The following is a 12,042-nucleotide window of genomic DNA, read 5'->3' on the forward strand; positions in this document are numbered from 1 at the left end:
AACGTTGGAATCGGCGGCATCACGTTCAGCACCGCCCCGTTCGACGTTACCGGCTGGCCTCCCGTACCCGACACGACAACACGGTACATGTAGCCGTTCATGCCCATCGACACGGCCGGAATGCTCAGCGTGGCGTTTGTCTCGCCCTGCAAGTTTAGGAAACCTGATCCGGTGTTTACCTGCCACTGGTACGTCAGTCCCGTTCCCGTGGCCGTAACGCTAAAGGAAGCGGGATTTCCTTCAAGCACCGGCGGCAGCACGTGTTGCGGCTGTGCCGTAATCGCCGGAGGGAACGTTGGAATCGGTGGCATCACGTTCAGCACCGCCCCGTTCGACGTCACCGGCTGACCGCCCGTTCCCGACACGATGACACGGTACATGTAGCCGTTCATACTCGGCGAAACGGCCGGAATGCTCAGCGTGGCGTTCGTATCGCCCGGTAGGTTTACGAAGCCCGACCCGGTGTTTACCTGCCACTGATACGTCAGTCCCGTTCCCGTGGCCGTCACGCTAAAGGAAGCAGGCATTCCCGGCAGTATCGGCGGCACGCTTTGCGGATGTGCCGTAATCGCCGGAGGCGTCGCAGGCGGCGCCGAGCTTTTAACGGTCAAGGTGAAGTCCTTGGTCACACTTTCATTATTTCTGCTGATTTTCGCCTGAAGAGCGGCCGTTACATCTCCTCCGGCCGGAGGCGTCACTATGCCCGTCGCGGGATCGATGACCCCGTTTCCTCCGGTCCAAGTAATTTGCGTGAAATGCGTACCCGCATCCGGAAGGTATAGGTTCTGGGTAACATGTGCGTCGCTGTCTCCGACGGCATAGCCGATTTCCAGAGCCGTTTTGTCGTCCTGTAGAGCTCCGGACACAATCTGGCCGATCGTCGTATCTATGATGGTTTGAATCTCGGATGCGGCGGCATACCCATCGACAGGAATGCCGTCGAGTATAGCTTGGTCCACAACCGCTTGCTCCGTGTAATCCAAAGCGAAATACTTACTCAAATCCAATCCGGGATTGAGGAAAGTTCCGTCATTAACCCAGCTCAAAGCGGCGCTTACGCCGGAATTATCGGTAGCTTCATGTAGAAACAAAAAGAAATTGCGGTTATCCAGGGCGCTGCCGTAAGCATCGCGAAGATCCGTAACCGTCGCAAAAGGACGTTTGCCGATCAGGTCATCCACGATAGCGTCGTTATCCGCTTTTCTGTTCCAGTAAAAACTATCCTTCTGCTGCACGGTTTCAAAAATATCGTTAGGATAATCCAAAATGGCCTGATACATTTCCGCAGCAGTGACCGCCGCGTTATAAGCTGAAAGTCCCCCGGGAGGCGCCGCCTTAACCGGACCCGCTGCGCCGAACAAAACGGCGTTAAGCACAATCACGCTCATCAACATAACCGAAATCCATCGGAAAGAGGATTTTCTCTGATGCATACATTCACCTCATAAGTTATAGAAAACTTGTTAACGCACTGACAGAACGACTATCAACGAAAATTTTTTCTCTCTTTATCTGAGCTTCGGCCAGCCCCTTCCCCCCTTTTTTAACATGGAAAATTGTATCAGCTGCCACTGAACGGATTCTGGACAAAATTCGTCATTTTTCGCCAAAACGGTATATTTCGGATACCGGCATCCGCAAAGCTGCTCTCCAATGTTTTTCAGCCCGATAAAAAAAGCCCAGCCGCTCAAGAGGGGCAAAGGCTTCGTCCGGGATAACCGGAATCGCTCAGATGCTCTGCATCAAGTGTCTATACAGGTTGGTTGTTTCGCGGCCGGGCTCTGATCCCAGCTCTTCGCGGAGGGCGCTTGCGAACGCTTCATAATGCTTTTTCAGCGACAGCTTGTCACCCAGACCGGCATGGACTTCCATTCCCGCCCGGCAAATTTCTTCCGAGAACGGCTCCTTTTTTTGGAGCAGCTCCAGCCGCCGGAGAGCGGAATGGGTCTGACCCGCGGACACTTCGTAAGCCGAAGCCAGAAGACTGGCCTGAATATACTGCCCGAGCAGCTGCGCCCGGTACGATTTGGCCCAGAAATAATCGTGCTCCTCGAGGTAATCCCCCCGGTACAGCTGCAGTGCCTGGTCCAAACGCCGCCACTGCTCCCGCGACGTAATCTCACCGGAAGAGGCTGCGGTCAGGAACAGGTCCACATCGGTGCGGAAACCGTCCCCCGTGAAGCGGTAGCTGTCGTGGGAGTAATCGATGCCCGCTCCGATTCCCCAGGCTTTGAGCATTTTGCGCACCTGGTATACGGAGGTGTGAAGCTGAGTGACCGCTTTATCCAGAGAAAGCTCCGGCCATAGCGTCTCCAGAATGACATCTTTGGCCACCCGCTTGCTCCGGTGATGAACGAGGAAGGCGAACAGCTCCTGTGCTTTCTGCGTGCGCCATCTCAAGCTGCCGCCTGTACCGGGGCCTCCCGTCAGAGACAACTGCTTGAAGCACAGCACGGACGGTTCGCCGGACGGTGCCGCCTCCCGTCGGACGGCCTGGAGCTGGCTAAGACGCGACTCCAGGCGGCTGACGGTCTTGGCGAACCGTTCCGGATCGACCGGCTTGAGCAGATAGTCGATCGCGCCAAGCTCGAACGCTTCGATCGCGTAGTCGTTATAGGCGGTTACGTAGACGATCTGCGCCTCCGGGTTCAGCCGGTACAGATTCTCCGCCGCTTCAAGGCCGTTCATCTCGGGCATCTCGATGTCCAGGAAGACGATGTCCGCCTTCTCGGCAGTCATATGTTCAAGCCCGTGCCGGGCCTGCGTATACATGCCCGTGACCTCCATGCGCCCATCCGTCCGGAGCAGACGCTCCATCTGAATCAGGGCGGGCTTTTCGTCGTCAATCAGAATGGCCTTCACTGCTTTTGACCTCCTCCCGTTTCCCCCGGGTTCCCCCGTTATTCGGCACCCGGAACTGGACAGTCGTTCCCTGTCCGGCCTCAGTCCGGATATCGAGCCCTTCGCCAAACATCGTCAGCAGACGGGTATGGATGTTGATCAGGCCGACCCCTCCCCCGGCCTCTGCCGACAAGAGGGATGCCGCGCGCCCCGGTTCCATCCCGACTCCGTTATCCGTAATTTCCACGAGCAGAACATCTTCCTTCTCCTCGACGGAAATTCCGATCGTTCCGCCTTCCGCACGTCTCATGATGCCGTGGCGAACCGCATTTTCAACGATCGGCTGGATGCTGAGCGGAGGGATCAGACGGTTCGGCTCGGCCCGGATGTCGTATATCACCTGCAGCCGTTCTTCGAAACGTGCCTTCTCCAGAACTAAATACGACTGAACGAGAGCCATTTCCTTCTGTAAAGGTACCAACTGGTCGCGATTCTGAAAATCGAAGCTGCCCCGAAGATAACGGCTGAGTTCCAGAAGCAGCTTCGTCGTTTTGTCCGGGTCGGAGGGCAGAAGCGCGATAATCGTATTCAGTGCATTGTACAAAAAATGCGGCTTGATCTGCGCCTGCAAAAACGCCATCTCCGCCGAAACCGCGTTCCGGACGGACTTGCGCATCTCAAGCAGGGTCCGCACCCGGGCTCTCAGCTCGTCGGCATCGACCGGTTTGCGAAGAAAATCGTTGGCGCCCGCCTGGAAACCGGTGCGCACATCCTCCGGCAGGCTCCGTGCGGTCAGCAGCAAGACCGGCAGCTCGGCCAGCGAGATGCGGTCGCGGATCGCCCGGCACAATTCCAGACCGGACATGCCCGGCATCATCCAGTCGGCAATGACCAGGTCGATGGACAGCCCGGAGCCGATATGCGCCATCGCTTTGGCCCCGCCGTCTACCGCAATCAGCCGGTAGCCTTCAACCGACAGCAGGTTGTACAGCACCTGCAGGTTGACCGGATCGTCGTCGACCAGCAGGACAGTCGCGTCGATTTTGCCGGCGCGCCGGTCTTCCAGGCCTTCCGGCAGGACGGCGGCGGCCGTTTCGTCTCTTGCAACGGAAGCCCTGAACCCCCCGCCTGTGGTCCGTGCCGCTTCCGGTGCCGCCGTAGTCGATGGAACGGTAAACCGGAATACGGAGCCTTCTCCGAGACGGGATTCCGCTTCGATTTTTCCCTCACCCAGCTCGACCAGCTTCTTCGTAATACTCAGTCCGAGGCCCGTTCCTTCGTAATCGCGATCCCCGGGGTCGACACCCTGATCATAAGCATGGAATATTTCTTCCATTCGGTTCTCCGCGATTCCGATCCCCGTGTCTTTAACAAAGACGAGCACATGGCCGTTCTTCGTTACCGCCCCGATCGTGACCGTTCCCGCCGGAGTGAATTTCACGGCATTTCCGATCAAATTGTACAAAATTTGCTGAAGACGGTCTTCATCCGTCAGAAGCCAAGGAAGCCGGTCGGGCCATTCTTGCTCGAAACGGATGTCTTTGTGCCGGGCGACATGCGTCATGACTTCCAGCACCGCATTCGTTGCGGCTTTGAGATCGACCGGCTGTCGTTTCAGCACAATTTCGCCGTTCTTAAGCTTGCTGAAATCCAGAATATCGTTAATGAGAAGAGTAAGTCTCCGGCCCGTCGACACAATCATCGCCAGATCGTTCCTCTGCTTAACGTTCAAAGCACCCGATGCGCCTTCCAGCATAGATTGGGCCATGTTGACCATTCCATGCAAAGGCGTACGGAGTTCATGGGACGTGTTCGCCATGAATTCATCCTTCAGCCCGTCCAGGGAAAGCAGCCTTTGCGAAAGCTGGTCCACCTCCACAAAGGTCCGGTTAAACCGCTGCGCCAGCAGAATAGCCTGAGTCAACACGAACATCAGCATTTCCGCCGGAACGAGCAGCAGCCCTTCGTACAAGCCGACCAAGTTGAGCACGTACGCCGCTATGACCATCAGAATGCTCATCACACCGGCGATCATGAGCAAGGTGTCCTCGGAGCGCTTGCGCACGTCCCGCAGCAGAACGAACGCCATATAGCACATGCTGAGGAAGGAAATCGCCAGGATCAGCACCTCCAGCCGGGAGAAAACAACCGGCGGCAGCAGCAGGCCCGCGAGCAGACCGGCTGCCGTCACGAAGGAGCTCACCCGCAGCGCAAGCGGATGAACGCCGCCCGGTACGGCAACGGCTACATAACGGAGCAAGAAAAAGTACACGAACGAAGACACCATGAGCTGCACCTTGAGCAGCCAGGTGTAGGAAAACCCCGGCCAGGCGGCGGCAAGCATCTTCTCCCCGTGCGTGAGCACAAACAGCAGCCCCACCAAACAAAACAGCCCCAAATAAAGAGAGGCGGGATCATTCCTCCGCATCCTGTACAAAACCAGAAAATAAAGTCCGGGAATCAGGAAACCCGCCATCGTCATCCACTCGGAAAATAATGCCGCTTCCCGGCTTTTCATGACGGACTTTTCGTCTCCGAACAAGATCGGAGTGAATATGCCGCCGGAGGAATAACTGTGGTTGGAAACCTGAACCACAATCTCGGCTTCGCTGCCCTTCAGATAGGTATATCCCGTGTACGGAACGTTGTCGGAATTTTCTTCCGCGGCCGTACGGCCCGGCGTTCCGCTCGCTCCCACCTCCAGGCCGTTCACGAACACCCGGTTAGCCATGCGGATATTGCCGGTGCGGATGCCGTAAATGGCCCCGTCCGTCTCGTTAAGCCGCACGTTGAGACGGAACGTGGCATATCCTTCCGCGGCCGGGTCGCCTTCCTCCCCCATATACGCATTCCATTTGCCCGGAATTTGCGCCATACCGGTCGGCATGGGAGGCGTCTTTCCCGTTTCCGCGGAAGGATGAAAATCTCCCGGAACGAGCAGCTTCCCCCTGTAAAATTCCCACTCGCCGCTCAGCCGTACCGTCCCTTTGTCCGCAAAGTTCCAGGCTCTGAGATCCAGCGTCCCGTCGACCGCATCGGGATTCCGTTCGATCGACACGACGTGCTGAAGAACCAAATACACCGGCAGCAGCAGAATAAGCGCGGCCCCGAGTATAAAAAACAGCGCTTGTTTTTTCATAGGCCGGTCCCCAGCCCGTGAAATCGCTTGCAAAATCCCTGTAAACCGTCTCTCCATACCGCACGAAGCTCCCAGCGCGAGGTGCTTGGCGTCACATGACGGTGGTCAACCACATGCCTACAGCTCCTGTACCTCATCTGACCGCCGCACGTGTACAACACCGTAGACAAATTGCGCCCCCGTACACCTCTATGATATAAAGTCCCCATTGTTAGTCACCTGCCGGAAAAAAGTTGATATGCTGTTGTATTGTACCACAGCCCGCGCCAGGTTTCTTTTAAATAAACCGTGCCCATTCTCCCCCACGGGTAAGCAGCAGCGCCTCGGTATACTTCGGTCTTATGCAGCGGATAAAACAAAAACCGCCCGCTATAGCGGACGGCTTTTATCTCATTAAATAGAAAGTTCCTCCATTGCCGCCTTATCTGATGAACAAGATGGAAAGGAGTTCTTTTTAAAAAATTCCCCTGTTATTTCGGCAAAAACAGATACGGTCTCCCTCCCGTTTCTCCCTTTCTGACTAACAACTTATCGGAACCTTTGTACTTCAAGATCTCCCCGCCCTCTGTACTAAAATTTTTATCCAGCGTGGCGTAAGAAACGGCTTTTCCCTCCTTGGAGGTGACCAGGATATAATTTTCATTCATTGAAGCCTGCTGCTGGATGTATTTTTTGCTTTGCTCATCCACTTCTAAATTATCAAGCGCCTCTCCCCCCGAATAGGGCGGAATGATATAGACCCAATCGTATGCTTCGAAATTGTCCGGCTCGACGGTTTGACCGGTTTCAATTTTTTGGACACTTGCCATTAACCGGTCCGTTATTTTATCGTCGTAGGGAATTCTAGCGGCACTGCAGCTCATTAACAGCAAGACTGTCACGAGCAAAATCAAATTCTTCTTCATGATGGATCTCCATTCGGATTTTTAATGCAAATATATACCGTGAAGTACATAATTGACAATCCATGTGAAGTCTCCATTTCCAAAAAAAGATGAGCCTCTAATTACATCAGAGACTCATCTGCCCGAATGCCGTATGAACGATCGTCATCGGTACGATCGCCGCTCTAATCGCGCTCCACCAGCAGCGCCACGCCCTGGCCGCCGCCGATGCACAGCGAGGCCAGGCCGCGCTTGCCGCCGCGCCGCTCCAGCTCGTGCAGCAGCGTCACGAGCACGCGCGCGCCGCTGGCGCCGATGGGGTGCCCGAGGGCGATCGCGCCGCCGTTGACGTTGAGCTTCTCCGGCGGTACGCCGAGCTCGCGCCCCACGGCAAGCGACTGCGCCGCGAAGGCCTCGTTGAACTCGAACAGGTCGATGCCGTCTATCGGCACGCCCGTCCGGTTCAACAGCCGCCGCACGGCGCTTACGGGCCCGAGGCCCATCACGGCCGGATCGAGCGCCGCCGAGGCGTAGCCCTTGATCCGGGCAAGGGGTTTCAGCCCCCGCCGGCCGGCTTCCTCGGCCGACATGACGACAACGGCGGCCGCCCCGTCGTTGATGCCCGAGGCGTTGCCGGCGGTCACGGTCCCGCCCGTGCGGAACGCCGGGCGCAGCCGCGAGAGCGTCTCCGCGGTCGTGCCCGCGCGCGGGAACTCGTCGCGGTCGAACGGCAGCGGGTCCTGCTTCTTCCGCGGAACGGGGACCGGCACGATCTCGCTTCGGAAGCGTCCGTCCGCGGCCGCCCGCTCCGCCTTCTGCTGGCTGTAAGCAGCGAACTCGTCCTGCTCCTCGCGGGAGAGGCCGTACCGGTCCGCGACATTCTCCGCGGTTTCGCCCATGTGGATGTCGCACATGGCGCACCAGAGGCCGTCGCGGATCATGGAATCGACGAGCTTGCCGTCGCCCATGCGCAGGCCGGAGCGGGCGCCTTCCAGCAGATACGGCGCCGCGCTCATATTTTCCATGCCTCCTGCCACGACAATGTCGGAATCGCCGAGCATAACCGACTGGGCCGCCAGCATGACGGCTTTGAGCCCGGAGCCGCATACTTTGTTCACCGTAAGGGCGGGAACGCCGTCGGAAAACCCGCTTTTCAGCCAAGCCTGTCTCGCCGGGTTCTGCCCCAGTCCCGCCTGGAGCACGTTGCCCATGATGACCTCATGGACGTTCTCCTGTTCCAGTCGCGCCCGTTCCAGCGCTTCCCGGATCACGATGCTTCCGAGCTCCGTCGCGGGCACGCCGGCCAGGGAGCCCTGAAAGCTGCCGATCGCCGTACGCACGGCGCTGACAATAACCGCTTCTCTGGTCATTTCGGTTCACCCTTCCTGTCCGCAGGCTTCGAGCCGTTCTTTTAAAAGATGGCCCAGCGTGAACGCCGCTTCGGTCTTGGCCCGGACTTCGTCCAGCTCCGCTTCTCCGAGCAATTCGGCCAGCACCATGCCTTCCGGCGTAAAATCGAATACGGCCAGATCCGTAATGAGCCTGTTCACCACTCCTCTGCCTGTCAAAGGGAGGGTGCAGGCTTTTTTCACCTTGGATTCCCCGTATTTGTTCACGTGTTCCATGATGACGACGATGCGCTTGGCTCCGCTCACCAAATCCATCGCGCCGCCCATGCCCTTGACCATTTTGCCCGGAATCATCCAGTTCGCGAGATCTCCGCCGCCGGATACTTCCATGCCGCCCAGAATAGCCAGGTCGATATGGCCGCCCCGGATCATGGCGAACGATTCCGCACTGTCGAAATAGGAAGCGCCCGGCACCGCCGTGACGGTTTCCTTGCCCGCGTTGATCAAATCCGGGTCTTCCTCGCCCCGCTTCGGATAAGGACCGATGCCCAGCAGCCCGTTCTCGGACTGGAGCATCACGGTAATACCGGCGGGGATTTCGTCGGCTACGAGCGTCGGCATGCCGATCCCCAGGTTGACGTACATACCGTCCCGGATTTCTTGTACGGCGCGTTCCACGATTCGTTGGCGCGGATGGCTCATGCTGTCTCCTCCTTCGCTTCGCGGACCGTCAGACGCTCGATCCGTTTCTGATAGCTCCCGCCCTGTACGACATGCTGAACAAAAATGCCCGGCGTATGAATGTCATCGGGGTCCAGCTCTCCCGCCTCCACAATCTCCTCGGCCTCCACGAGAGTAATCTTGCCCGCCGCCGCAGCCAGCGGATTGAAGTTGCGGGACGTTTTGCGGAACACGAGGTTCCCCGCCGTGTCGGCCTTCCAGGCTTTCACCAGCGCGAAGTCGCCGGTGATCGCTTTTTCCAAAATATACGGCCGGCCCCCGAAATGCTTCTCCTCTTTGCCTTCCGCTACCAGCGTCCCGACGCCCGTCGCCGTGTAAAAAGCGGGAATGCCCGCCCCGCCCGCCCGGATGCGTTCCGCCAGCGTGCCCTGAGGCACCAGCTCAACCTCCAGCTCGCCGCTTAAGTACTGCTTCTCGAACGTTTTGTTTTCTCCGACGTAGGAGGACACCATCTTCTTGATCTGCTTGTTCGCCAGCAGCAGCCCGAGCCCCCAATCATCGACTCCGCAGTTGTTGCTGACGACGGTAAGTCCGCCCGTACCCTGCCGCTCCAGAGCGGCGATCAGATGCTCCGGTATGCCGCACAGGCCGAAGCCTCCCACGATCAGGGTCGATCCTTCCCCGATTACATGTACGGCTTCCTCCGCTGATTTCAATACCTTGCTCATGTCTGCCCCTCTCCTCTCGCGTGATTGATGTCTCTCTCTACTGCGCCGTATATCCGCCGTCGATCAGCATGGACGTTCCCGTCACGCCCTTCAGCTTGTCGCTGGCGATCAGCATGGCGAATTCGGCGATTTCATCGACCGACAGGAGCCTTTTTTGCGGCACCAGAGGGTAGATGACCTCCTCCAGCACGCTTTCCAGGGGAACGCCCCGCGTTCTTGCCAGATCTTCCAGTTGGCCGCGTACGAGCGGCGTATCCACGTAGCCCGGGCACAGCGCGTTAACCGTAATGCCGTGCGCCGCGCCTTCCAAGGCCGCTACCTTCGTCAGCCCGATGAGTCCGTGCTTCGCGCTGTTGTAAGCGGCTTTGCCCGCGAAACCGATGACGCCGTTGATCGAAGCCATGTTGATAATCCGTCCGTACTGCTGTTCCTTCATAATGGGCAGAGCATGCTTGATCCCGATAAAAGCCCCCGTCAGCATCACTTTGATCATGAATTCAAACTTTTCCACCGGGAATTCCTCGATAGGCGCGACATGCTGCAAACCCGCGTTGTTCACCAGAATATCGAACCGGCCGTAGGTTTCGTGCGTGGTCCGGATCGCTCCGGCGAACTGGCCTTCGTCGGTTACGTCGCAGGCGAGACCGGTGGCCTCGTATCCTTCGTCCGCCAGCCGCCGGGCCGCCGTTTTCGCCTTTTCCTCCTGAATGTCGGAAATAACGACCTTGGCCCCCTCGCGGGCGAATGTACGGGCGATTTCAAGGCCGATGCCGCTGGCCGCGCCGGTGATCAGGGCTGTTTTTTGAGCCAAAAATGGGGTCATGACCGCCACTCCTTCCGAAAGTTTTTTATATGGGATTAAAATGAATGCTGAAATAAAAAACATCTGATTACCTATGAACGGCCTTAACTGTCAACGGTCTAAAATAGGCGCCGGACGGCTCCGCTTCATCCCCGCCTCTTTTACATGAAAGATAAAACAGCGGCGAGAATAAGCACTGTGAGTGTTTTAACGACGGTTATGGCGAAAATATCCTTGTAAGACTGCCGGTGCGTCAGGCCCGTGATCGCGAGCAGCGTAATGACCGCTCCGTTATGGGGCAGCGTATCCATTCCCCCGGAAGCCATCGAAGCGATCCGGTGCAGCCATTCCGGGCTGATTCCCGCCGCCTGGCCCGCTGCCAGGTACTGTTTGCCCATGACTTCGAGGGCGATGGACAGCCCGCCGGAGGCCGATCCGGTGACCCCGGACAAAATATTGACCGACACCGCTTCATTGATAAGCGGCTGGGAACTGATGTTGAGGATGAAATTCTGGATCGCTTTGAAGCCGGGCAGCGTCTTGACCACGTTGCCGAAGCCGACCTCGGAAGCGGTGTTGAAAATCGCCAGAAGCGATCCCATCGCGGCTGCCGTCAGCCCTGCCGCCAGCTTGCTCTGAACGTGCCGGACGTTGATGCAGAGCGCCGCCGCGATGCCGATGAACAGGGCGATAATAAGCGCCCATGACGATGCAACCGTTTTCACATTCGCGATGTTAAACGATTTGAGAAGTTCCGGGCTGTACCAGGTGTTGACCGTCAAAAATCCCCGGCTCAGCAGGTAGTTGAACACCAGCACCAGCACGAGCGGGACGAGCGAAACCCACAGGTTCGGGTAACGCTGGCCTTCGGCGGTTTCCGGCTCGTTCTTGTGTCCGGTTCCGTAGCCTTCGCCTGCGGCTGCCGCTTGCTTGCGGCGTTTCTCCAGCCAGAACATGCCCGCCGCCAGCACCATGACTCCGCCCACAATCCCCACGACCGGGGCCGCGTACGCGTCCGTTCCGAAATACGTGGTCGGGATGATGTTCTGCACCTGCGGCGTTCCGGGGAGCGCATCCATCGTGAAGGTAAAGGCGCCGAGCGCGATCGTGCCGGGAATGAGCCGCTTCGGAATATCCGCTTCGCGGAAAACCGCCACCGCGAAAGGATAGACGGCGAAAGCGACCACGAACAGCGAGACGCCGCCGTAAGTGAGCACCGCGCAGGCCAGCACGACCGACAGCATGGCGCGTTTGGAGCCGAGCACTTTGACGATGGACCGGGCAATCGAGGAGGCCGCTCCGTTCAGCTCCATCACCTTGCCGAAAATCGCTCCCAGCAGGAAGATCGGGAAGTACGTTTTAATATAGTTCGCCGCATTCGCCATATAAGTCTCCGTGTAGCTCGGCATAAGCGCGAGCCCGGAAATGACCACGGCCAGCAGCGTAAAGATCGGGGCAAACACGATCACCGGATACCCCCGGTAAGCGAAAAACATCAGCAGCCCCAAGGCGAGCACAATCGCCACGACCTGAACAAACACCATGCGCCTTCTCCTCTTTTCTGTTAGAAGATCTCTTGTAAGCCCTTACATTCTTTTAAGTTACGTACTGCTCTCCA

The 12,042-nt window shown here is 57.8% G+C and carries 9 protein-coding genes; all 9 read right to left on the bottom strand.

The window, feature by feature from the left end:
• Positions 1-1,433, bottom strand: a 1,433-nt coding sequence (locus PCH01S_RS28745) for an immunoglobulin-like domain-containing protein (RefSeq protein ID WP_042235837.1), incomplete at its 3' end; no start/stop codon positions are given.
• A 295-nt stretch (positions 1,434-1,728) separates the two neighbouring features.
• Entirely contained in the window at positions 1,729-2,862 is a 1,134-nt protein-coding gene (locus PCH01S_RS28755) for a response regulator (RefSeq protein ID WP_042235842.1), read from the bottom strand.
• Complete coding sequence (locus PCH01S_RS28760) at positions 2,843-5,980, bottom strand: hybrid sensor histidine kinase/response regulator (protein ID WP_042235845.1); 3,138 nt, start codon at positions 5,978-5,980, stop codon at positions 2,843-2,845. Before PCH01S_RS28760 ends, PCH01S_RS28755 begins: the two co-directional genes overlap by 20 nt.
• Before the next feature lie 470 nt (positions 5,981-6,450).
• Positions 6,451-6,885, bottom strand: a complete 435-nt coding sequence (locus tag PCH01S_RS28765; protein WP_042235849.1) for a hypothetical protein — start codon at positions 6,883-6,885, stop codon at positions 6,451-6,453.
• A 164-nt stretch (positions 6,886-7,049) separates the two neighbouring features.
• Positions 7,050-8,234 (bottom strand): acetyl-CoA C-acetyltransferase, encoded by a 1,185-nt coding sequence (locus tag PCH01S_RS28770; protein WP_042235853.1) that lies wholly within the window; start codon positions 8,232-8,234, stop codon positions 7,050-7,052.
• A 6-nt stretch (positions 8,235-8,240) separates the two neighbouring features.
• On the bottom strand, positions 8,241-8,915 hold the full coding sequence (locus PCH01S_RS28775) for a 3-oxoacid CoA-transferase subunit B (RefSeq protein ID WP_042235856.1): 675 nt from the start codon (positions 8,913-8,915) through the stop codon (positions 8,241-8,243).
• Positions 8,912-9,622: a CoA transferase subunit A gene (locus PCH01S_RS28780; protein ID WP_042235859.1), complete on the bottom strand. Its 711-nt coding sequence runs from the start codon at positions 9,620-9,622 to the stop codon at positions 8,912-8,914. The genes PCH01S_RS28775 and PCH01S_RS28780 overlap by 4 nt, the downstream gene beginning before the upstream one ends.
• A 37-nt stretch (positions 9,623-9,659) precedes the next feature.
• The gene (locus PCH01S_RS28785; protein ID WP_042235861.1) at positions 9,660-10,445 is read right to left on the bottom strand and encodes a 3-hydroxybutyrate dehydrogenase; all 786 of its coding nucleotides are present in this window, start codon (positions 10,443-10,445) and stop codon (positions 9,660-9,662) included.
• A gap of 140 nt (positions 10,446-10,585) precedes the next feature.
• Positions 10,586-11,968 carry a GntP family permease gene (locus PCH01S_RS28790; RefSeq protein WP_084706697.1) on the bottom strand — a complete coding sequence of 461 codons (1,383 nt, stop codon included), beginning with the start codon at positions 11,966-11,968 and terminating at the stop codon, positions 10,586-10,588.
• Positions 11,969-12,042: the final 74 nt, after the last annotated feature.

The sequence above is a fragment of the Paenibacillus chitinolyticus NBRC 15660 genome (assembly GCF_000739915.1).
In the GTDB taxonomy this organism is placed as follows: Bacteria; Bacillota; Bacilli; order Paenibacillales; family NBRC-103111; genus Paenibacillus_F; species Paenibacillus_F chitinolyticus.

Coding starts and splice junctions, on each gene's coding strand:
- PCH01S_RS28760 (WP_042235845.1), bottom strand. CDS start 5,980: ATGAAAAAACAAGCGCTGTTTTTTATACTCGGGGCCGCGCTTATTCTG.
- PCH01S_RS28765 (WP_042235849.1), bottom strand. CDS start 6,885: ATGAAGAAGAATTTGATTTTGCTCGTGACAGTCTTGCTGTTAATGAGC.
- PCH01S_RS28770 (WP_042235853.1), bottom strand. CDS start 8,234: ATGACCAGAGAAGCGGTTATTGTCAGCGCCGTGCGTACGGCGATCGGC.
- PCH01S_RS28775 (WP_042235856.1), bottom strand. CDS start 8,915: ATGAGCCATCCGCGCCAACGAATCGTGGAACGCGCCGTACAAGAAATC.
- PCH01S_RS28780 (WP_042235859.1), bottom strand. CDS start 9,622: ATGAGCAAGGTATTGAAATCAGCGGAGGAAGCCGTACATGTAATCGGG.
- PCH01S_RS28785 (WP_042235861.1), bottom strand. CDS start 10,445: ATGACCCCATTTTTGGCTCAAAAAACAGCCCTGATCACCGGCGCGGCC.
- PCH01S_RS28790 (WP_084706697.1), bottom strand. CDS start 11,968: ATGGTGTTTGTTCAGGTCGTGGCGATTGTGCTCGCCTTGGGGCTGCTG.